General features: G+C 62.7%; 11 protein-coding genes. All 11 read left to right on the forward strand.

Annotation, left to right across the window (positions count from 1 at the left end; genetic code table 11):
• Positions 1 to 228: 228 nt before the first annotated feature.
• The 11 genes from ACP7EG_RS03175 to ACP7EG_RS03225 all read left to right on the forward strand — a co-directional run bounded on the left by ACP7EG_RS03175 (position 229) and on the right by ACP7EG_RS03225 (position 23,919).
• Positions 229 to 1,599: an efflux RND transporter periplasmic adaptor subunit gene (locus tag ACP7EG_RS03175; protein ID WP_426086385.1), complete on the forward strand. Its 1,371-nt coding sequence runs from the start codon at positions 229 to 231 to the stop codon at positions 1,597 to 1,599.
• Positions 1,596 to 4,715 (forward strand): efflux RND transporter permease subunit, encoded by a 3,120-nt coding sequence (locus ACP7EG_RS03180; RefSeq protein ID WP_426086386.1) that lies wholly within the window; start codon positions 1,596 to 1,598, stop codon positions 4,713 to 4,715. Before ACP7EG_RS03175 ends, ACP7EG_RS03180 begins: the two co-directional genes overlap by 4 nt.
• Positions 4,712 to 7,948, forward strand: a complete 3,237-nt coding sequence (locus tag ACP7EG_RS03185; protein ID WP_426086387.1) for an efflux RND transporter permease subunit — start codon at positions 4,712 to 4,714, stop codon at positions 7,946 to 7,948. The genes ACP7EG_RS03180 and ACP7EG_RS03185 overlap by 4 nt, the downstream gene beginning before the upstream one ends.
• Positions 7,945 to 9,369: an efflux transporter outer membrane subunit gene (locus ACP7EG_RS03190; protein ID WP_426086388.1), complete on the forward strand. Its 1,425-nt coding sequence runs from the start codon at positions 7,945 to 7,947 to the stop codon at positions 9,367 to 9,369. The genes ACP7EG_RS03185 and ACP7EG_RS03190 overlap by 4 nt, the downstream gene beginning before the upstream one ends.
• A gap of 115 nt (positions 9,370 to 9,484) precedes the next feature.
• Positions 9,485 to 12,079: a chemotaxis protein CheB gene (locus tag ACP7EG_RS03195; protein ID WP_426086389.1), complete on the forward strand. Its 2,595-nt coding sequence runs from the start codon at positions 9,485 to 9,487 to the stop codon at positions 12,077 to 12,079.
• Positions 12,076 to 14,205 carry a PAS domain-containing sensor histidine kinase gene (locus ACP7EG_RS03200; protein ID WP_426086390.1) on the forward strand — a complete coding sequence of 710 codons (2,130 nt, stop codon included), beginning with the start codon at positions 12,076 to 12,078 and terminating at the stop codon, positions 14,203 to 14,205. The genes ACP7EG_RS03195 and ACP7EG_RS03200 overlap by 4 nt, the downstream gene beginning before the upstream one ends.
• A gap of 87 nt (positions 14,206 to 14,292) precedes the next feature.
• On the forward strand, positions 14,293 to 16,440 hold the full coding sequence (locus tag ACP7EG_RS03205; RefSeq protein ID WP_426086391.1) for a S46 family peptidase: 2,148 nt from the start codon (positions 14,293 to 14,295) through the stop codon (positions 16,438 to 16,440).
• Positions 16,441 to 16,547: 107 nt separating this feature from the next.
• Positions 16,548 to 19,355 (forward strand): type VI secretion system Vgr family protein, encoded by a 2,808-nt coding sequence (locus ACP7EG_RS03210; protein WP_426086392.1) that lies wholly within the window; start codon positions 16,548 to 16,550, stop codon positions 19,353 to 19,355.
• Between the two features lie 25 nt (positions 19,356 to 19,380).
• Positions 19,381 to 21,438: a phospholipase D-like domain-containing protein gene (locus tag ACP7EG_RS03215; RefSeq protein WP_426086393.1), complete on the forward strand. Its 2,058-nt coding sequence runs from the start codon at positions 19,381 to 19,383 to the stop codon at positions 21,436 to 21,438.
• Positions 21,439 to 21,440: 2 nt separating this feature from the next.
• On the forward strand, positions 21,441 to 23,036 hold the full coding sequence (locus tag ACP7EG_RS03220) for a tetratricopeptide repeat protein (RefSeq protein WP_426086395.1): 1,596 nt from the start codon (positions 21,441 to 21,443) through the stop codon (positions 23,034 to 23,036).
• A gap of 130 nt (positions 23,037 to 23,166) precedes the next feature.
• Entirely contained in the window at positions 23,167 to 23,919 is a 753-nt protein-coding gene (locus tag ACP7EG_RS03225; RefSeq protein WP_426086397.1) for a substrate-binding periplasmic protein, read from the forward strand.
• The last annotated feature ends 93 nt before the right edge of the window (positions 23,920 to 24,012 follow it).

The raw sequence follows: 24,012 nt of genomic DNA on the forward strand, positions 1-24,012 counted from the left end.
TACCAGCCTGGCTATGTGTAATTGTTTCAAGTAGAAATGAAACAGAAACATGACTATGTTAGAGTCGTTTCACGCTAGGGAGCGATGTTTTTTCAGCTGACTTTCAGCTCTTGACTCCCCCGGCTGTGTACCGAAACAACCCCGAAAAACGGTCGTCCGGCCTGAGTGTGCTCCACCTCGGCCGGCGCCACAGACTCGCCGTGCCAGCGGCGTATACAAGGATAAGCGATGGATTCGCAGACAACACCCAACACCCCGCGGCGCAGCCGCCGTTCGAAAATCGTCGGCACGCTCATCGCGCTGGCCGTCATGGCTGCGCTGGGGGGCGGTGCCTGGTACCTGACCCACTCGGGCACCAGCGTCCAGGGCGGCCCCGGCATGGGCGGCCCTGGCGGGCCCGGTGGCCCGGGCGGTCGCCGTGGCGGCCCATCGACCACCGTGGGCGTGGCCACGGCCGTGAAGTCCGACCTGCCCGTGGTGCTCGATGCGCTGGGCACGGTGACGGCCGCGTCCACGGTGACGGTGCGCCCACAGGTGTCGGGTATTTTGAAGGAGCTGAAATTCAAGGAAGGCGGCATGGTCAAGGCGGGCCAGGTGGTGGCGCAGATCGACCCGGCGCAGTTCGAGATGGCGCTGATGCAGGCCACGGGTCAGCGCCAGCGCGATGAAGCGCAGCTGGAAAACGCGCGCCTGACCCTGAAGCGCTATCAAACGCTGCTGGGTCAGGATTCCATCGCGCGCCAGGATGTCGATACGCAGGCCGCGTTGGTGAAACAGCTGGAAGGCACCGTCATGACGGACCGCGCCGCGGAAGGCACGGCCAGACTGAACCTGGGTTATACAAAAGTGGTGTCGCCGATCAGCGGCCGCGCAGGGCTGAAGGTGGTCGATATCGGCAATCTGGTGAGCACCAGCGACGCGGGTGGCGTGGTGGTGGTGACGCAGCTGTCGCCCATCGACGTGCAGTTTTCCGTGCCTCAGGATAAAGTGCAGACCATCCAGGAGCGCCTGAATGCCGGCTCGGCCCTGCCGGCGCTGGCGCTGGATCGCACGCGCACGCACACGCTGGACAAGGGCAGCTTGAGCGCGCTCGATAACCAGGTCGACGTGCAGACGGGTACCGTGCGCGCCAAGGCCCGCTACGCGAACGACAAGATGGCGCTGTTCCCCAGCCAGTTCGTTAACGTGCGCCTGGAGCTGGGCAATATCACGGGCGCCGTGCTGGTGCCCGTCACGGCCCTGCGCCACAGTAACAACGGCGACTTCGTGTATGTGCTGAAAGCGGATAAAACCGTCACCGTGCGCATGGTCACGCGCGGCCAGGCCACCACCGACATGGTGGAAATCCGCGCCGGACTGGAAGCGGGCGAACAAGTCATCACGGAAGGCGCCGACCGCCTGAAGGAAGGCGCGAAAGTCACCCTGGCGGGCGACAAGCCTGCCGGCGCGCGCGGTGCAGGCGCGGGCGGTGCAACGGGCGCGAACGGCGAACGCCGCCACCGCCGCCAGCAGGCTGACGGCGCGGCCAGCGCATCGGCATCCGCATCCGCGCCAGCCGCAGTGCCAGCTAGCGCGCCAGCGAAGGGCGCAGCGCAATGAGTCCATCGACTCCCTTCATCAAGCGCCCCGTCGCCACGGCGCTGCTGATGCTGGCCATCGTGCTGGCGGGGCTGGTCGGCTTCAAGTTCCTGCCGCTGGCCGCCTTGCCGCAGGTGGACTTCCCCACCATCCAGGTGCAGACCCTGTACCCGGGCGCCAGTCCCGAAGTCATGGGGCAGACGGTCACGGCGCCGCTGGAGCGCCAGTTCGGGCAAATGTCGGGCCTGCAGCGCATGAGTTCCACCAGCGCGGCCGGCGTTTCCCTCATCACCCTGCAATTCACGCTGGGGCAGACGCTGGACGTGGCCGAGCAGGAAGTGCAGGCCGCCATCAACGCGGGCGGTTCGCTGCTGCCGACCGACTTGCCGGCGCCGCCCGTGTACGCGAAGATCAACCCGGCCGACGCGCCCGTGCTGACCTTGGCGATTACCTCGGACACGATGCCGCTGACGCAGGTGCAAAACATCGTCAACACGCGTCTGGCGCTGAAGATCAGCCAGGTCAATGGCGTGGGCCTGGTCTCGCTGTCGGGCGGCCAGCGTCCCTCCGTGCGCATCCAGGGCGATACCAAATTGCTGGCCTCGTACGGCCTGGGCCTCGACAGCCTGCGCACGGCCATCGCGGCGGCCAACGTCAACAGCGCCAAGGGCAGTTTCGACGGCCCCACGCGCTCGTTTACCATCAATGCCAACGACCAGCTGGTGACGGCGGAAGACTACAAGCGCCTGATCATCACCTATAAAAACGGCGCGCCCGTGCGCCTGCTTGATGTGGCGAATGTCGTCGACAGCGCGGAAAACACGCGCCTGGGCGCCTGGTCGGGCAAGCGGCCGGCCATCATCCTGAACGTGCAGCGCCAGCCCGGCGCCAACGTCATCAAGACGGTCGACGCCATCAAGGCCCTGCTGCCGGACTTGCAGGCCAGCCTGCCGGCGGCCATGAAGCTCGACGTGCTGAGCGACCGCACCACGGGCATCCGCGCTTCCGTCGAACACGTGGAAATGGAACTGCTGTTGTCCGTGCTGCTGGTGGTGCTGGTGATCTTCGCCTTCCTGCACAGCATGCGCGCCACCGTGATCGCCAGCCTGTCCGTGCCGATCTCGCTGATCGGCGCCTGCGGCGTCATGTATCTGCTCGGCTACAGCCTGAACAACCTGTCCCTGATGGCGCTGACGATTGCCACCGGTTTTGTCGTCGACGATGCCATCGTCATGATCGAAAACATCGCCCGCTACATCGAAGAGGGCGAGACGCCGATGGCCGCCGCCCTGAAGGGCGCGTCGCAGATCGGCTTTACCATCATCTCGCTGACGGTCTCGCTGATCGCCGTGCTGATTCCCCTGCTGTTCATGGGCGACGTGGTGGGCCGCTTGTTCCGCGAATTTGCCATGACCCTGGCCATCACGATTCTGATTTCCGCCGTGGTCTCGCTGACCCTGGTGCCGATGATGTCGGCGCGCTGGCTGAAAAGCCGTGCCGATGAAAAGGTCAGCGCCACGGGCCAGCGCATCCAGGCTTTCCTCGACCGCGTGATCGTGCAGTATGACCATGCGCTGGTGTGGGTGCTGAAACGCCAGGGACTGACCCTGCTGGTGGCCCTGGCCACCTTGCTGCTGACCGTCATCCTGTACATCACCATCCCGAAAGGCCTGTTCCCCACGCAGGACACGGGGCAGCTGAAGGCGCGCATCGAAGCGTCGCAAGCCGTCTCGTACGAGCGCATGGCCACCTTGCAGCAGGCCGCCGCCAGCGCGTTGCTGGAAGACCCCGCTGTCGATACCTTGAGTTCCCTGGTCGGCGTGGATGCGGCCAACAACACCATGCTGCACACGGGTAGCATGCTGATCAACCTGAAGCGTCCGCGCAGCGGCAATCAGGACGAGATCATGGAGCGCCTGCGCAACCGCGTGGCCAAGGTGGCCGGCGTGACGCTGTATCTGCAGCCGACGCAGGATCTGACCATCGATGCGGAATCGGGTCCCACGCAGTACCGCGTCTCGCTGGAAGGGGCCGACACGGCCACCGTCACCGAGTGGGCCGGCAAGCTGGCGGCGCGCATGCGCGAAAAATCGCAGCTGCGCAACGTCGTCACGGATGCGGGCGCCACGGGCGCCGCCGTCAGCGTGTCCATCGACCGCGACAGCGCCGCGCGCATGTCGGTGACCACGGCGACCGTCGACGACGCCTTGTATAACGCCTTCGGCCAGCGCATCATCTCGACCATTTTCACGGAAACCAACCAGTACCGTGTGATTCTCGAAGCGCAGCCCGGCATCGTCACCACGCCGGCCGACCTGTCGGAACTGCAGGTGCGCACGGGGTCCGGCAAGTCGACGCCGCTGTCCGCGTTTGCCAGCGTCAGTGAAAAACAGGCGCCGCTGCAAATCACGCACGTGGCGCAATATCCCGCCACGACCCTCGGCTTCGATACGGTGCAAGGCGTGGCCCTGGGCAGCGCCGTCGACGCCATCCGCCAGGCGGCGCAAGACATCGCCTTGCCGCCATCGGTGACTTTGACGTTCCTCGGTGCGGCCGGCGCGTATGAAAATTCGCTGTCGAACCAGCTGTGGCTGATTCTCGCCGCCGTCGTCTGCGTGTACATCGTGCTGGGCGTGCTGTACGAAAGCTACATCCACCCGCTGACGATTTTGTCGACGCTGCCGTCGGCCGGCGTGGGCGCCTTGCTGGCGCTGATGATTTCCGGGCAGGACCTGGGCGTGATCGGCATCATCGGCATCATCCTCTTGATCGGCATCGTCAAGAAGAACGCCATCATGATGATCGACTTCGCCATCGAGGCCGAACGCGACGAAGGCAAAAGCCCGCAGGAAGCCATCCACCAGGCGGCGCTGCTGCGTTTCCGTCCTATTTTGATGACGACCCTGGCGGCCCTGTTCGCGGCCGTGCCGCTGATGCTGGGCTGGGGCGAGGGCGCCGAGTTGCGCCGTCCGCTGGGCCTGGCCATCTTCGGCGGCCTGATCGTCAGCCAGGTGCTGACCCTGTTTACCACGCCCGTCATCTACCTGGGCTTTGACCGCCTGGGCCAGCGTTTCGCGTCGAAGACGCGGGGCGTGAGCGTGGACAAGCCGGCTGATAATGCGGGGGGCGCCGCGTGAACCTGTCCGAACCGTTCGTCAAGCGTCCCATCGCCACCGTGCTGCTGACCATCGGCATCGCGCTGGCGGGCATCGGCGCCTTCTTCGTGCTGCCCGTCTCGCCGCTGCCGCAGGTCGACTATCCGACCATTTCCGTCAGCGCCAGCCTGCCCGGCGCCAGCCCCGCGACCATGGCCACCTCGGTAGCCACGCCGCTGGAGCGGCGCCTGGGCGTGATCTCGGGCGTGAACGAGATGACGTCGTCGTCGGGCACGGGTTCGGCGCGCATCAACCTGCAGTTCGACCTGAACCGCAAGATCGATTCGGCCGCGCGCGAAGTGCAGGCGGCCATTGCCGCCGCGCGCGTGGATTTGCCGGCCACCTTGCGCAGCAACCCCACCTACCGCAAGGCCAATCCATCCGACGCGCCCGTGATCATCCTGGCGCTGACGTCGAAAACGCGCACGCCGGGCCAGATCTACGACGCCGTGTCGAACCTGGTGCAGCAGAAGGTGGCGCAAGTGAAGGGTGTGGGCGACGTGGAACTGGGCGGCGGTTCGCTGCCGGCCGTGCGCGTGGAATTGCTGCCGTATCAGCTCAATCACTATGCCGTGTCGATGGAAGACGTGCGCGCCGCCATCCAGGCCAGCAACGCCAACCGTCCCAAGGGGGCGATTTCCGGCGACGCGCGCAGCCTGCAGATCTATTCGGGTGCCAGCACGGCCTCGGGCGGGCGCAGCGCAGCCGACTACCGCAGCCTGGTGGTGGCCTGGCGCGACGGCGCCGCCATCCGCCTCGACGACGTGGCCGAAGTGGTCGACGGCGTGGAGAACAACAATACCCTGGGCCTGTTCAATGGCGACCCGGCCGTCATCGTGCTGATCACGCGCCAGCCGGGCGCCAACGTCATCGCCACGGTGGACGGCGTGCGCGCGCTGCTGCCGCAATTGCAGGCGCAGCTGCCCGGCGACATCAAGCTGCAGGTGGCGTCCGACAGCACCAACTCCATCCGCTCGTCCCTGCACGAGATCGAATTCACCTTGATCCTGTCCATCGTGCTCGTCGTGCTGGTGGTCAGCGCTTTCCTGCGCAGCGTGCGTGCCACCATCATCCCGGCTGTCGCCACCATCGTTTCCTTGCTGGGTACCTTCGGCGTGATGTACATGCTGGGTTTCAGCTTGAATAACCTGTCGCTGATGGCGCTGACGGTGGCCACGGGCTTTGTCGTCGACGACGCCATCGTGGTGCTGGAAAACACGCAGCGCCACATCGAGGCGGGCATGGACCGCTTCAAGGCGGCCCTGCTGGGCGCGCGCGAAGTGGGTTTTACCGTGCTGTCGATCAGCCTGTCGCTGGTGGCCGTTTTCATCCCGCTGCTGTTCATGGGCGGGCAGGTGGGCCGGCTGTTCCGCGAATTTGCCGTCACCCTGTCGGCCGCCGTGATGATTTCGCTGGTCATTTCATTGACTACCACGCCGATGATGTGCGCCTGGCTGCTGAAAAGCGGCCAGCAGCACAAGCCACCCGGCCTGGTCGCGCGCTGGTTCGAACGCGGCTTCGAGCGCATGCTGAAAGTGTATGAACATTGCCTGGACTGGGCCCTGTCCAGCGCCGCACTGGTGATGACCATCCTGGTGTTCGTCGTCGGCCTGAACGTGTATCTGTTTGCCGCCGCGCCGAAAGGCTTCTTCCCGCAGCAGGATACGGGCCAGATCAATGGCGGCATGCGTGCCGACCAGAGCATCTCGTTCCAGGCCATGCAGAGTAAATTGCGCCAGCTGGTCGACATCATCAAGGACGATCCGGCCGTCGCCACCGTCGTGGGGTTCACCGGCGGCGGACGGGCAGGGGGCGGCTTCATGTTCATCGACCTGAAACCGGCCTCGCAGCGCACCGACAAGGGCCAGGCCGTGATCGCGCGCCTGCGCCCGCAACTGGCCAAGGTGACGGGCATTTCGCTGTTCCTCAACCCCGTGCAGGACTTGCGCATGGGCGGACGTTCCAGCAACTCCACCTACCAGTACACCCTGATCAGCGACAACCAGGCGGACCTGAAAAAATGGGCGGCGAAACTGGCCGACCAGATGAAGATGCAGCCGGCCCTGATCGACGTCGACACGGACCAGGCGGAAAACGGCGTGGAAACCTTTGTCTCCATCGACAAGGACCGCGCCACGCAGCTGGGCGTGCAGGTGCGCGACATCGACAATGCGCTGTACAACAGCTTCGGCCAGCGCCAGGTGGCGACCATCTACGATGAGCTGAACCAGTACCACGTGATCATGGAAGTGGCGCCGCGCTATGCGCAAAGCCCGGAAGCACTGCGCTCAGTGTATGTGCCGGCCTCCAACGCGGCCGGTGTCAGCACGACCACCAGTGTAGTCACATCAGCCGTCACCGCGACGACGTCCAACACGACGGCGGCGCGCGATCCGTCCAGCGGCTCGGCCCTGTCCACGACCCTGGCGCACATGGTGCCGCTGTCCTCGTTCAGCAGCTTTGCGGAAAGCTCCACGGCCACGTCGATCAACCACCAGGGCGGCGAGCTGGCGACCACCGTGTCGTTCAACCTGGCTGACGGCTATCCGCTCAGCGACGGGCAGGCGGCCGTGGCCCAGGCGGAGTCGGAAATCGGCATGCCGGTCAACGTGCGCGGCAGCTTCCAGGGCTCGGCCAAGAGCGCGCAGGACAGCAACAAGGAGCAGCCGCTGTTGATCCTGGCGGCCATCGTGGTGATCTACATCGTGCTGGGCATCCTGTACGAAAGCCTGATCCACCCGATCACCGTGCTGTCGACTTTGCCGTCGGCGGGCGTGGGCGCCGTGCTGGCCTTGCTGCTGTTCCGCATGGAGTTTTCCATCATCGCCCTGATCGGCGTGTTCCTGTTGATCGGTATCGTCAAGAAAAATGCTATATTGATCATCGACTTCGCGCTGGAGGCCGAGCGTTCGCGCGGCTTGACAGCGGTGGAAGCGGTGCGCGAGGCATGTTTGCTGCGTTTCCGCCCCATTCTGATGACCACCCTGGCGGCGGCGCTTGGCGCCTTGCCGCTGGCGATCGGTTTCGGCGAGGGGTCAGAGCTACGCCAGCCCTTGGGGGTCGCCATCATCGGCGGCCTGATTGCCAGCCAGTTACTCACATTGCTGACCACCCCGGTGGTCTACATCCTGCTCGACAAGCTGCGCACGCGCAGCGCCGACGAGCAGCAATTGAGCCGCATTCCTGGGCCAGATAACCCGAGCACACAATCATGAAGCAAGTAAAACCTATCGTATCGACCGTCCCCGCACGCCACCTGCTGGCATTGGCGGCGGCCGCAGTTCTCCTGGCCGGCTGCGCCGTCAGCCCCGCGTATGAAACGCCGACGGCCGTCGCGCCGCAAACGTTCAAGGAGGCGGCCGGCTGGCAGCCTGCCGCGCCGGCCGACACCCTCGAGCGCGGTCCCTGGTGGACCCTGTTCGGCGACGCGCAGCTGAATCAGCTGGCCGACAGCATCGAGATATCGAACCAGAATGTGGCCGCTGCCATCGCCTCGTACGAGCAGGCGCGCGCGCTGGTGCGCGAACAGCGTGCCTCGCTGTTCCCGACCGTGAACCTGACGGGCAGCGGTGCCCGTTCCGGTGGCGGGGGCGAGCAGCAGACGAACAACAACTTCAAGGCCGCCATCGGCGCCTCGTGGGAACCGGACATCTGGGGCCGCCTGCGCGCCGGCGTGACGGGGGCAGATGCCAGCGCCGCCGCCAGCGCGGCCGACCTGGCTGCGGCGCGCCTGTCGGCGCAGGGCGAGCTGGCCATCAATTATTTTTCGCTGCGCCAGAGCGATGCGCAGATCGCGCTGCTCAATTCAACGATCGACGGCTACAAGCGCGTGCTCGACATCACCAGCAACCGTTTTAACTCGGGCATCGCCGCCAAGTCCGACCTGCTGCAGGCGCAGACGCAGCTGGCCAATGCGCAGATCGACCTGTCCAGCCAGACGCGTGCCCGCGCGCAGCTGGAACATGCGATCGCCATCCTGTTGGGGAAGGCGCCGTCCGACTTCAGCCTGGCCGTGGCGCCGTGGACACTGACCGTGCCCGAGGTGCCGCTGGGCGTGCCGTCGACCTTGCTGCAGCGCCGTCCCGACATCGCGGCCGCCGAGCGCAGGGTGGCCGTGGCCAACGAGCAGATCGGCATCGCCCGCTCGGCCTACTATCCCAGCCTGAACCTGACGGGATCGTACGGTTCCGGCGCCAGCCGTGTGGGCGACCTGTTCAATGCATCGTCGAGCCTGTGGTCGCTGGGCGTGTCGGCCGCGCAAACCCTGTTCAACGCGGACGCCACCAAGGCCAGCGTGGACGCGGCCAGGGCGGGGCATGAGGCGGCAGTGGCGCGCTACCGCCAGACGGTATTGAGTGCCTTTGGCGCCGTGGAAGACCAGTTGTCGGCCACGCGCGCGCTGGCCGAGCAGCTGGCCTTGCGCCAGCAGGCGTCGTCCGCCGCCGACCAGGTGGAGCAGCAGATGCTGAACCGCTACAACGCGGGCCAGGTCGGCTATACGGACGTGGTGACGGCGCAAGTGACGGCGTTGTCGGCGCGCCGTTCGCTGGTGCAGGCGCAGGCGGACCGCCAGACGACGGCCGTGGCCCTGATCCAGTCGCTGGGCGGTGGCTGGCATGTGCCGCAGGCGCAGTAAGGGGTAAGCAGCACCTGCGCCAAATTCGCGTTTTGCCGTGCGCCTTGGGTGCTAGAATGCAAGATTATTCATCCGCCAGCCTGGCGCACGTGCCGTGGCTGCATTCTTGCCGACGATGACACGCAGCAAACACAGCAAAGCTCCAGCGCCTGAGGTGGCCGCCATCGATTTTCCCGTGGTGGCCATCGGCGCGTCGGCCGGTGGTCTCGATCCGATTGTCGCTTTCCTGACGCATGTGTCGCCGCAGAGCGGCATCGCCTATGTGGTGATCCAGCACCTGGATCCCACGCAAAAAGCCATGTTGCCGGAACTGCTGCAGCGTGCCACCAGCATCCCCGTCACGGAAATCACGCAGCGCGCCAAACTGCAGCCGAACCATATCTATGTGATCCCGTCCAATGCGGACCTGGGCCTGTCCAAGGGACACTTTGTGCTTAGCGAGCCGCTGCAGCTGCGTGGCCACCGCCTGCCCATCAATGCTTTCTTTGAAAGCCTGGCGGCCGAGCTGGGCGAACTGGCCGTGGGCGTGATTCTGTCCGGCATGGGCAGCGACGGCACGCGCGGCATGCAAGCCATCAAGCAGGCCGGTGGCCTGACCATGGCGCAGCATCCCGATTCGGCCAAGTTCGACATGATGCCGCAAAGCGCCATCGCCGCCGAGGCGGTGGACCTCGTCGATTTTCCCGACAAGATGCCGGAAAAGATCGTCAGTTACCTGTTTCGCAGCAGCTTCCTGGCGTTGCCGGACAAGGAGCCGAGCGGACGCAATGCATTGCAGGAAATTGTCGCCTTGCTGTCCGAACATACGGGCAACAGCTTCTCGGACTACAAGATCAATACGGTGCTGCGCCGCATCGAGCGCCGCATGAGCTTGTACCAGATGACGTCGATGGAAGAGTACATTCCCTATCTGCGCAACAATCCTGCGGAAATCGACCTGCTGTTCAAGGAATTGCTGATCGGCGTGACGAATTTTTTCCGCGACGCGAAGGTGTGGGAGTACCTGAAGATGGTGGTCTTGCCGCAAATGCTGGCGGCCCACCCGGACGGGCGCGCCTTCAAGGCCTGGATACCGGCCTGTTCCACGGGCGAGGAAGCCTATTCGCTGGCCATGGTGTTCCATGAAGTGGTGGCCAGCAGCAACCCGCCGTCGAAATACAGCCTGCAGATCTTTGCCACCGACCTGTCGGCCGACGCCATCGACCGCGCGCGCCAGGGCCGTTTTCCGCAAACGATCAGCAGCGAAGTGTCGACCGAGCGCCTGGAACGGTTTTTCATGCAGGACAAGAGCGATTACCTGGTCAGGAAAGAGATCCGCAACATGATCATCTTTGCTCAGCAAAATGTCATTTCCGATCCACCGTTCACCAAGCTCGATATCCTGTGCTGCCGCAACCTGTTGATTTACCTCAATGCTAAGCTGCAACAGCGCTTGATTCCCCTGTTTCATTACGCCTTGAACCGCGATGGCGTTTTACTGTTGGGCAGCGCCGACACGCCCGGTCATTTTTCCGAGCTGTTTTCGCCGCTGACCACATCGACCCGGCTGTACCGGCGCCTCGACAACCTGGCTCGCCAGCGCTTGCTGACGTACTTTCCCACGAAGGTATCGTCGGCCATTCCTCCTCCCCCCAGCGACACGAGAGACGTCAGCATGCCCGGAAAAATCCAATCCCATGTCGAGCAATTATTGCTCCAGAAATATTCGCCTGCGGCCGTGCTGCTGAACCAGGATGGGGATATCCTGTACATCAACGGCCGCACGGGCGCCTTCCTGGAGCCGGCGGCTGGCAAGGCCAACTGGAATATCCACGCGATGGCGCGCGAGGGCTTGCGCTACGAGCTGGCGGGGCTGATCACGCAGGCGCTGCAAAGCGATAGCCTGGTGCGCCTGACAGGCCTGGTGCTCAAGGATCACACAGGGCCGGCGCAGGGCGTGGACTTGACGGCGGAAGCCTTGCGCCAGCCTGAAGCGCTCTGCGGCATGGTCTTCGTCACGTTTGCCAGCACGCCGCTGGCGGCTACGCCGCGCCGGGGCCGCTCGGCGAGTCCCAAGATGCTGGAGCTGGAGCAGCAGCTGATCCAGGCGCGCAATGAAATCCAGACCGTGCGCGACGAAATGCAGACCTCGCGCGAAGAGCTCAAATCGGCCAACGAGGAATTGCAGTCGACCAATGAAGAACTGCAATCGGCGAACGAAGAGCTGACGACGTCGAAGGAAGAAATGCAGTCGCTCAATGAGGAGTTGTACACCGTCAATGCCGAGCTGCAATCGAAGGTCGATGATTTGTCGCTGGTCAACAGCGACATGAAAAATCTGCTCAATAGTACCGATATCGCCACCATTTTCCTCGACAGCGAGCTGCGCATCCGCCGTTTCACGGCGCCGGCTACGCAAATCTACAAGCTGATCCAGACGGACTTGCGCCGTCCGCTCAGCGACATCGTCAACGACCTGGCCTACCCGAACCTGGAAGCGGACGCGCTGGAAGTGATCCGCAGTCTGGTGTTTTGCGAGCGGCAAGTGGAAACCAAGACGGGACGCTGGTACAACGTGCGCATCATGCCGTACCGTACGGTGGAAAATGTGATCGATGGCGTGGTGGTGACTTTCATCAATATTACAGAATCGAAACTGCTGGAAGCCCAGTTGCGGCAAATCCAGTCCGGCGCCGCGGCAGACGGGAAAGCAGGAGAGAGCGCGTCATGAGCGAACCATTCGACGAGGGGAGCGGACCGGCCAGCTTGCGAGAGCAAGCCGAGCAATTGGCGGCGCTGCAGCGCCAGTCCGTAGCGCCGCCGCAGTCGAATGAAGAGGTGATGCGCCAGCTGCATGAATTGCAGGTCAGCCAGATCGAGCTGGAAATGCAGAGTGCGGCCCTGGCCGAGCTGGAACAGCTGAAGAATGAGTTTGAAAGCAGCCGCGACCGTTACGCGCAGCTGTATGAACAGGCGCCCGTCAGCTATTTTTCCCTGGCGCGCGAGGGCGTCATCACGCGTGTCAACGTGGCGGCCTGCGGCTTGTTGCAACGCGACAAGAACCAGCTGCTGGGGCGACGCTTCGAGCAATTCGTCGCGCCCCAGGCGCAAGGCAGTTTCCGCAGCTTCCTCGAAGCCGTCTTTACCAGCGGCGCGCGCCAGGTGCTCGAGGCGCAACTGTTCGAAGGCGAAGCGGGCGGCATGGGCGGCATGGTGCGCATCGAGGCCAATGTCGACGCGGCCAGTGCCACGGCACGCATGCTGGTGACGGACCTGGGCGACGAGCATGCGCGCGAATCGGCCTTGCGGCGCGCCTTCGTCATCCTCAACAGCATACGCGAAGGCGTGCTGGTGACGGACAGCGCCAACCGCATCATTTCCGTCAACCCCGCCTTCACCACCATCACAGGTTACCAGGCGGAGGAAGCCATCGGGCGCGATCCGTCCTTCCTCGGCGGTGGCACGCATTTGCCGCATTTTTATGCCGCCATGTGGCGCAGCCTGCACCAGGATGGCAGCTGGTATGGCGAACTGGTGAACCGGCGCAAGAATGGCGAGCGCTTCGTCGAGTCGCTGTCGATCACGCCCATGCGTAGCCCGGATGGCAGCATCAGCCACTTTGTCGGCGTGTTTTCCGATATCACGGAGCGCAAGCTGGCCGAGGCGGACTTGCGCGAGTTGCACCGCGAACTGGACCAGCGCGTCATCGAACGCACGGCTGAATTGCTGCGTGCCAACCAGCATCTGCAGCTGGAAGTGCAGCAGCGCGAGCGGGCACAGGAAGCCTTGCGCGATGCCGAGCGCTTCTTTCACGCCACCATCGATTCGCTGACGGACCGGGTGCTGGTGCTGGACCGGGCCGGCAGCGTCGTGCATGCCAACCAGGCGTGCCTGGCCTTCGTCGGGCAAACGCCACGGCCGCTGCAGTACCTGGAATTCTGCGAGACGGACCCGCGCTGGCAGCGCAGCGCCGGACGCGAGCTGTCCGCCGGCATTCGCTCCGTGATTGCGGGCACGGCCGACACGTTTGCGCTCGAGTATGAATTTACCACGCGCTCAGGCCCCCGCTGGTCGCAGGCCAGGATCAGCCGTTTCCTCGGCGAAGGGCCGCTGCGCGTGGTGGTGGCGCACACGGACATTACCGAGCGCAAGTTGATGGATAGCGCGTTGCGCCAGTCGCATGCGCAGCTGCGCCAGTTGGCGCTGCACCTGGAAACGGCCAAGGAAGACGAGCGCAAGCGCATTTCGCGCGATATCCACGATGAACTGGGGCAAAACCTGCTGGCGCTGCGCATCGATATTTCCATGCTCAGCGCGCGCACGGAAGGTTCCCATCCGCGCCTGCATCGCCGCGTTGGCGCCGTACTCAGCAATGTCGACACCACCATCAAGAGCGTGCGCGGCATCATGAACGAACTGCGCCCGATGGCGCTGGACCTGGGCTTGCAGGCTGCCATTGAATGGCAGGTAGGCGACTTCCGCAAGCGCAGCGGCGTCGTTTGCCGCCTGCTGATACGCGACGAGGCCCTGTTTGCCGCCATCGGCAGCCAGGTCGAGATCGTGCTGTTCCGCATCGTGCAGGAAGCACTCAGCAACGTCATGCGCCATGCGCAGGCCAGCCAGGTCGAGATCGAGCTCAGTTCGGATGCCTGCGCCGTGTATGTGGTCATCAGCGACAACGGCATCGGCATCACGCCGCAGCAGCAGCGCAAGAAGCAGTGCTTTGGCCTGATCGGCATTGCCGAGCGCGTCACGGCGCTGGGCGGCCACTTCGAGGTGGGCATGCCGGCCTCGGGCGCCGGTTGCCGTTTGTCCCTGCAGATTCCCTTGCCGGGAGCGGGGCGGCCGGCCGCCTGATACAGAAATTGCAATGCGTTAATTTTTGCCGACTCAGGCCCCTGTGACAGGCTATACTTTCGCCTGCTATTTATGGAGGGGCATATCTTGTTCAAAACAATCGTTTTACCAGTCGCCTTACTGGGCGCGTTCGCCGGCGCACACGCCGACGAAGGGCAGTGGCAACCACACCAGCTGCCACAGCTGAAAGCCGAACTGAAACGGGTCGGCATCGAAATTCCTGCAGAAAAACTGGCCGACCTGAGCAAGCATCCGATGAGCGCCATCGTCTCGCTGGGCGGCTGCTCGGCCGCTTTCGTCTCCGACGCGGGCCTGGTGGTGACGAACCACCATTGCGCGTATGGCGCCGTGCAGCGCAATTCCACCCCGGAACACAATTACATCACCAACGGCTTTCTGGCCAAGACGCGCGCTGGCGAGCTGCCGGGCGGTCCGAACAGCCTCGTGTATGTCACCGACAAGGTGGAGAACGTCAGCGAGCGCGTGCTGAAAGGCTTGACGGCCGACATGACGGGCCGCGCGCGCCACGAAGCGGTGGAAAAGCGCATCAAGGACCTGATCGCCGAATGCGAAACGGACAAGATGTACCGCTGCTCCGTGCCCGCCTTCCACCGCGGCCTCGAGTACTACCGCATCCGCCAGATGATGATACGCGACGTGCGCCTGGTGTACGCGCCATCGGACAAGATCGGCAACTTCGGCGGCGACATCGACAACTACGAATGGCCGCGCCACACGGGCGACTACTCGTTCCTGCGCGCCTACGTGGGCAAGGATGGCCGTCCGGCCGATCCGTCGCCCGACAACGTGCCATACAAATCGAAGGACTTCCTGGTGGTCTCGGCCGAAGGCTTGAAAGCCGGCGATGGCATTTTGCTGGCGGGCTACCCCGGCCGCACCAGCCGCTACAAGCTGCCGGCGGAAATCCGCTTCGCGCGCGATACGGCCTTCCCCCTGAAAGTGTCCGAACTGCAAGCGGACCTGGCCGTGATGGCCGACGCCACCAATGGCGACGCGGCCGCTGCTGTGCGCTATGCCAGCGTGGTGAAAAGCATCAACAACGTGCTGAAGAAAACCCAGGGCTTGCTCGACGGTTTTGCACGCAAGGACATCGCCGCCATCAAGGACGTGCAGGATGCCGAGTTCCGCGCCTGGTACGCCAAGCAGCCGAATGTGTCGGCTACCCTGCTGGCCGAACTGGACGCGGCGATCGCCAGCGACATGGCCTTGAGCGAAGAAGAGTTCGCCTGGTCCGTGGCCACCAACAGCGACTTGCTGAAAAGCGCGCGCACCATCTACCGCCTGTCGCTGGAGCGCCAGAAAGCGGACGCCGAGCGCGAATCGGGTTTCCAGCAGCGCGACCTGGCCTTCATCAAGGCCCGTCTGGCGCGCCTGGAACAGTCGTATGTCAACCAGGTCGACCAGGCGCGTTTTGCGGCGGGCCTGAAGCGTTATGCGCAACTGGCCGCGAAGAGCCATCCGCAAGGCCTGGACGCGCTGCTGCCGGCGCCAGCGGCCGTGCCGGCCCTGTACCAGCAGACGCAACTGGCTGACACGGCCAAGCGCCTGGCCTGGCTGGAAAAGGATCAGGCTGCCGTGGCCCGCTCCGACGATGCCTTCATGCAGCTGGCTGTCAAGCTGCAGCCGGTGGAACTGGCGCTGGAAGAGCGCCGCAAGGAAATCGACGGTAACCTGGAACGCGTGATTCCGCAATACATGCAAGCCGTGATTGCCTGGAAAAAGTCGCAAGGCAAGCCGGTGTATCCTGACGCCAACTCGACCCTGCGCGTGACCTACGGCACGGTATCGCCGTACTCGCCGCGCGACGGGCTGAGCAAGGGACCGTTCACCACCGTGGAAGGCATCGTCGAGAAAGTCACTGGCAAGGCCCCGTTCGAAGCGCCGCAAGGCCTGATCGATGCCGTCAAGGAAAAACGCTACGGCCAGTTCCGCGACCCGGTGCTGGGCACAGTGCCCGTCAACTTCCTGACCAGCGCGGACACCACGGGTGGCAATTCCGGCTCGGCCGTGATGAACAAGCGTGGCGAGCTGATCGGCCTGAACTTCGATTCGACGTATGAATCGATCACCAAGGACTGGTACTTCGACACAGCCATCACGCGCGCCATCCACCTCGACATCCGCTACATGCTGTGGGTAATGAAGGAAGTGGACCATGCGGATAACTTGCTCAAGGAAATGACGATCAAGTATCCGAAAGCTGCCAAGAAGTAATTTTCGACGCTAAACAAGCCGCATCCGCCGCAGGGCCGATGCGGCTTTTTTGCGTATGGGCAACTAGTTTGAGTTCCATCAATATGCCAGCGTTCACCATGGTTAGCATGAGCCAGGGGAACAAGTTTGAAGGGGGCAAGATGGATGATGGCGAGCTGGCAGCCGATCTGGCGCGCCTTTTCGGAGCGGGCTGGCGAGTCCAGGATAGCCGCTTGCTGCGCATGGATTTTCCGCGCGACGATGGTCCACCCGATACCGCGCTGCTGGTCAACAGTTTGCGGGCACACGAGGAAATGTCACGCGACTTCCGCTTCGACGTCGAACTGCTGTCGGACAATCTCCACGTTCCCCTGACAGCGATGATGGGACGCATGGTCACGATTTCGATGGTGCGCGATGACGGCAGCTTGCGCCATTTTAATGGTTACGTCGGCGAATTTCGCTTGTTGCGCAGCGATGGCGGTTTCGCTTTCTACCAGATGGTGCTGCAACCCTGGCTGGCGTTTTCCAGGCTGCGCATGGACAACGTTTCGTTCCACGAACGCACGGTCGTCGACATCAGCGAAACGACCTTCGATCATTATTTGCAGCGCGACTGGCAAAACCGGCTGCATGAGGAAAAAGCGATATTAAGCTGTGCCAACCAGCATAATGAAACCGATTACAACCATCTGCACCGGCGCTGGGAAGACCAGGGTATCCATTACTGGTATGAACATCGCGCCGACGGCCATACGCTCTGTTTGGGCGACAATACCTGGCTGAGCGACAGCATCGATCCAGGCGACGGCGATGCCAGTGTAGCCGACGAGATGGTGTTTCGCAGCGACGCGGGCTCGCAGGAGGGCGACGGCATACGCGATTGGCAGGCAATACGGAAGATCGCTTCAGGCTCGCTCACGCTGGCCAGCTTCAACTACAAGCAGCCGTATGCCAGCCGCGCCAGCGGCTATGCGCTGCACCAGCAGGGCGACGTGTTTGCCCATGAACTGTATCAAAACACCGGCTATGGCTATGCCGACATGGGCGCTGGCGAAGCGCTGGCGCAACGCCGCCTGGAGGAGCAGAACTGCCAGGCGCAATACTTCGAAGCGGGCGGCAATCACCGCTGCGCCCAGGCCGGGCGCAGTTTCACGCTGGGCGGACACTTCAGCGGCAAGCAAGCCATGCCCGCCAGAGGTGAAGCGGCGCGCCCGGACATCGGCTCGCGCGAATACCTGATCTTGTCGGTCGATCATATCGCCAGCAACAATTACCAGGCAGGGATGGGCGCGAAGTCGCATTATGAAAACCGTTTTCGCTGCATCCGCAAGAGCATTCGCTGGTATCCGGGGCGGCAGTTCAACAGCACGCCTTGTGCCTTGCCCGGCGTGCAGACGGCGATCGTCACCGGTCCGGCAGGCGAAACCATCCATACCGACGCGCTGGGCCGGGTGAAGGTGCAATTCCACTGGGACCGGCTGGGCAAGTTCGACGCGGGCAGTTCGCCATGGATCCGGGTCATGACGCCATGGGCGGGCCAGGCCTTCGGCCAGATCGCGTTGCCGCGCATCGGCCAGGAAGTGCTGATTCAGTTTCTCGACGGCAATATCGACCGTCCCGTCATCGTCGGCGCGGTGTACAACGGCAACCATGCGCCGCCGTGGAATTTGCCGGGGCAACGCGTACTGGGCGGCTGGCGCAGCGCCGAGCTGATGCCTGGCGGCGGCTACGGCGTGCGCGGCAACCAGTTGGTACTCGACGATACGCACCAGCACATCCAGGCGCAACTGAAAAGCGATCATCAGCACAGCCAATTGTCGCTCGGCTGCATCAGCCGCATCGAAGACGCCAGCGGGCGCAAGGATGCGCGTGGTGAGGGCTGGGAACTGGCGTCAGACGCTTGGGGCGTGGCGCGCGCCGGTCGCGGCATGTTGCTGACCACCGAAGCGCGCCCTGGCGCCGCCTCGCATATCAAGAGCATGGATGAAACCTTGCGCCGGTTGGCCGAGGCTGCTGAGCGGCACAAGGCGCTTGCCGCCCTGGCGCAGCATTACGGCGCGCAAGAAAGCGCCGCCCAGCAGGGCGCCGCCGCCGATGTGCTGAAAGCCCAGCATGCCGGGATCAAGGGCGGTGGCGGCAGTGGCGAAAACGCATTTTCCGAATTATCGAAGCCGCATCTGGTGCTGGCCAGTCCGGCCGGTATCGAAACGACGACCGCGCAATCGACGCACATCGCCAGCGCCGAGCACACCGCGTTGACGACCGGGTGCGACCTGTCGCTGGCGGCCGGCGGCGGCCTGTTCGCCAGCATCGGCGCAGCGCTGCGCCTGTTCGTCCACAAGGCTGGCATGAAACTGATCGCCGCAGCTGGCCCGGTGCAGATCGCGGCGCAAACCGATGCGGTCGATATCGTCGCCAACAAGGTTCTGGAATTGATCAGCCAGGCCGACTGGGTGAATATTCGCGGCCGCAAAGGCGTACGCCTGCATGGCGCCGATTGCATGCTTGAAATTAGCGACAAGGTACAGTTTTTTACCGCGTCGCCGACGCTGTTTCATGGAAACTTGGAAACGCTGGCGCCCAAGAACCGGCCGCAACCGGAGCTGGAGCCGCCCATCGCGCCGGTAGCGGGGCAATTGCAGCATACGATACAGGCCCATGCGGATGGCGGCCAGTACGCCAATGTGCCGTACACGCTGTACAACGGGGAGGCCGAAGTCGAGCAAGGCCTGACCGACGAATTCGGCCGCATCCTGATCGCGCACCAGGATGGCACGCCGCGCTACCGTGTCGTCCTTGGCAATGGCGAAGAGTTTTCATTGCTGGCGAGCGCACGCTTCGACCCGAACGCGGCGCAGGACGGCGAACACAAGCTGTCGAACCGCGGTTTGCGCGCATTCGACGACACCGCCGATGGCCGCGGGGTTCAATAATTCACCACACTGACGGGAGAGCGCCATGCCGGAATCGAGCGGCCGCATCGAAACCACTCACATCGACGAAGTCGGACGCACTGCGACGAGTTCGCTCCAGTGGCTGCTGGAAAACCGCAACCTGAAGGGCAAGGCCACTCATCCGATTACGCATAACAACAAGCTGACACTGTTCATTTGCGGACAGGAGGGGTTCGCCGACATCGCCGCCGAGATCGCCAGGGCTAAAGATTCCATCGACCTGTGCTGCTGGGGTTTCGATCCGGGCATGGAACTGGTGCGCGGCAACAGCGCCACCTGGCCGCGTGGCGACACGTTTGGCGACTTGCTGATCGACGCCACCACGCGGCGTCACCTCAGGGTGCGCCTGCTGATCTGGCATGACCGGATCGGTTCGCCGATGGTGCACAATATGCCGGGCCATTCGCATGGCACCTCGCCGTGGAAAACCGGTGGACAGCGCTTTGAGAACATCAGCGCAAAAGGCAGCCTGGCGATGTTGCAGGACGCGGTCGCCAGGAAAGAGATGTTCAGCGGCGGTTACAGGGGTGATAGGGTCCGGCCCGAGGATATCCCGATGCTGGCGCGTGAAGAATATTGCTACAGCTGGTATGCGGCCGCGTTCCATGGCTTGTTGGGGCGCCTGACGATTCACCTGCGGCACGGCAACAGCCATGCGATAGGCAAGAGTATCGCGACCGAAACAAGCCAGCCGCACGGCTTGACGATGGGGGAAATTGAAAAGCCTGGCATGAGCTACTTGGGCACGCATCACCAGAAGACGATCCTGATCGATTTCTCCCACGAAAAGGGATCCAAGGCCGTCGGCTATGTAATGGGCCTGAACTCGGTGACCGATTATTGGGACACGACCGCCCATCTGCTCGACGACACGCGCCGCGAACAGGGCGGGGCCAACGAGCGGCGCGAGTGTTTGCAGGGAATGGCCGCGGACGGCGGGTTCTCCACGCTGAAACCGTACCAGGATTATGCCTGCCGCATCGACGGTGGCAAGGCATTGATCGCGCTGTACAACAATTTCGTGAAGGCATGGGACCGCGCGATCGACGACCGCACCCATCAGGCCGCCGGGGAATGCGTGAGTTGGTATTCGTCATGTAAAAACCCGTCGTCCCAGCTGTTGCGCGAGGCCGGGCCGGACGACTCCACCGTGCAGATCGTCCTGACCCAGCCCGAGGAACAAGACAAGACGATCAAGGAAACCTATTTTCGCGCGGTGACCCAGGCCAGCCTGGCGGCCGGCTACCTGTATGTGGAAAACCAGTATTTCCAGTATGAAGAATGGGCCCGGCACTTGCTGGCCGAGCGCAAGAAGGTGGTCGCCGCCTGGAAGGCCGGCAGTGTCAAGGCGGGCAAGAGTCTTGAAGATATGCCGGTCATGCACGTATTCATCGTCATCCCCGTGCCGGAGCGCGCGCAGATGGTGCCGCGCACCCACGATACGCTGGCGGCGCTGGGGCAGCACGCTGGCATGACGGGGCAAAACACCATGATCGACGACTACAACAAGCGACCGAAAACCCGGCGTGTCAGGGCAGGATTCGGCATTTCGGCCGAGGCCGAAGTCCAGTTGCCCGACGTGGTGCAGCACTCCAACGGCATCAACAAACCCGGCGTGATGACGCTCGAGAGCGAATTCGGGCTGAAGGTATCGGTGGCCATGCTCAATGTCAGCGCGTTTGACAAGGACCGCTGGCGTTACCGTGAAATCTACATCCATTCCAAATTGATGCTGGTCGACGACGTGTTCATGACCTTGGGCAGCGCCAACCTGAACCAGCGCAGCATGGCCGTCGACAGCGAAATCAATATCGCCACCATCGACCGCCGCGTGGCCAGTGATTTGCGCAATCGGGTGTGGCGCATGCATAGCGGGGGATTGGTCGATGGAGGGGGGGGGACGAAGGCGGAGATTGCATTGGCGTTTGAAAATTGGACAAAACTTATGAAGGAAAACCACAAGAAAAAATTCAACAAATCCGAAACTGCAATTTTCAAGAAAATGACTGGTTTCCTGCTGCCATTGGAAGACAAACGCAGCTCCACCATACGTCTGGGTTGATCATGAGTAAGAAAAATGCCGTATCTTTTCGCCTGCCATTTCTTGCGTTGGCAGTTATTCTCTTTGTTCCTTTGATTGCTTGCAAAATGCCTAACGACAAAGTCCTGCCACGGAACCAAAGTTTGCCGCTTTTCAATCCCCATGTAGCGGATTTTATCTGTGAAACCGAGGCGAGCAAGGTACCGCCCATCGATGCGCAAGCCGAGGACTGGTTCCTCGAAGCGCGCGCCATGGAAGATCCCGAAATTGCCGTGGAAGACCGCGATTACAAAAAAATCGTCGCTCTGACGCGTCAAGCGGCAGAGCGATTGCACTGGAAGGCGATGCTCAATCTGGCCAGCCTGTATGTGGAAGGGCGCGATCCTTTATATGGCGAGGAAGAAGCGGTGCAACTGGTGGAAAAGGCGATGCGGCTCGGGATTCCGGCGGCATATGACCGGATGGGAACGTATTATGCGAACAGCACAGGCGTTAATGGCGACATCACGCGGGCTTATGCCTTTTGGCAAAAGGCGGCGCAGATGGGGAATCCACAGGCAATGGGGTTTCTCGGCGAAAAATTGACTGCTGGAGAGGATCACCCAGGTATTGATATGTGGGGCAACATTCCTGTAGCGACCAAAATGCTGGAGTGTGCGGTTGCCCAAGGTTATGGTCCAGCGGCATATGATTTATATTATTTATATGCTGCGCCAAGAACTGCAGATGGCACAATAATTGGCGATCATCGGACGCCAGAAACAAAAGACCGCGCACTAAAAGTTTTACATGAAGGTGTCCGCCTGGGTTGCGCGCAGTGCGCACGCGATCTCTCAATAGAGTTCAGCCAACCTTTCAATATGTCCGATATGTTAGTGCCGTTCATTGACAAGGCTCGCGGTGAACGTTATGCGGTACTTAATCGTGCCCTCGGCTTCAACCCCAATCGCCGCTTTCCCAACCTCGATAAAATCTTGCCATTGCCACCGGCCGATCTGCCGCCGTGGGATGGTCAACGAAAGAGCCTGCTCGACGCCGCCATGGGTGTCCGTCCACCGCCAGCCATCCCGCAGCCAAGCGCCGCGTCGCTTTCAAAAGAGCCATATTTCCTGGCCGCCGACTATGCGCTGCGTCCCGCCGGCTTGCACAGCGATGCGCCGACCGCGCCATTTTCCGCATATTGGCAACCCGCCCAAGGGCAGGGCTTGACGGAGCCGGCCCGGCTGCTGCGCAAAGACGAAGAGTTCCGCCATTTCAGCGTGCTCGATGCCGCTGGCAAGAGCCGTTACGGCGCGGTGACATGGGAGCAGTGCCTGACGATACGGCACAACCATGGGGCAGTGGAACCGCGCGCGGTGCACGGCTTGCTGCGCGAGGTGGCACGGCCCGAGTCATGGTTGAGCTGTGCTTGCGGGCAAGCCTGTCCGGTCAGCGGCGTCTGGCAACCGTGGGTAGCGGCCGACCATCCGCTGCAGGCCATCGTCAACCAGTACTGGCGCCAGGCCTGGCTGACCCAGGGCGCGCCGTTCCCGCAACCGCACCGCGACTGGCTGCTCGATTTGCCTGACGACGAGGTGACGTGGAATTTGATGGATATATCCCTTCCTGAAATCGGATAGGGCGGCGCACCAGGCGCGGCCCTTCCAGCAGCACAAAGCTGATGGAAAATTGATCGGCATGTAGTGCATCTAGGCCAATCGGGCATACACTATGCGCGGGATCCATGGAATTCACGCATCTAAAAAAGTGATGAAAATGAAAGTTGTCAGGCTGTTTGCAATTCTCGCTATCTTGCTGGCGCTGCCTGGCCAGGCGCTCGGCGAATCGCTCAAGATTGCCACCATTCTCGGCCCACCATGGGGATTTATGGGGAGCGACGGCCACCCCACCGGCATGATGTACGAAATCGGCAATCGCATCGCGGAAGTTGCAGGCTTGCGCTACACCAATTCCCTTGTCCCTTATCCCAGAACCGCCGCCGATATTGAAAACGGGAGCGCCGACATGACCATACGCTTCGGCAACGATCAAATGACGCGCGGCGCCGTGCCGGCAGGCGTCGTCGTGTCCATGCCTATCATCCTCGTGGGCCCATCCGGCAAGAACTACAGCAAGCTGAGCGAATTGCGCGGCAAGACCGTCGGCGTGGTACGCACCAGCAAATATGTGGAGCAATTCGACACCGACAATGCGATCCAGAAGTATCCCGTCAATGACTATGTCACCATGGCAAAAATGTTGGCAATGCGACGTTTGGACGCGGGGGTGGGATCGAGTATGGGCCTGTTTTACGGCGCGTACATGGCCGGCGTGAAACCGGAAGACATAGGCGTTCCGCTCGTCCTGGGTAGCAATGATTTCATTTTGTTTGTTTCCAAGAAAACCGCAAAGCCGGAAACGACTCGGGCACTGAGAGAGGCGCTCGATAAGCTCTCGGCTAGCGGTGAGATCAAACAGATCATGAGCAAGTACAGCAAGTCATTCAGCCTGCCACAGAGATAAACCGTCCGCTGGCGCCCATGCGCGCACTGCACACATGCTGCCGTCTGCCGCGCGGGAAGTGCCACGTATAATTGCTTTACCATTTACCGCTAT

This window comes from Janthinobacterium sp. PSPC1-1 (genome assembly GCF_049897625.1).
GTDB lineage: Bacteria > Pseudomonadota > Gammaproteobacteria > Burkholderiales > Burkholderiaceae_D > Janthinobacterium > Janthinobacterium tructae.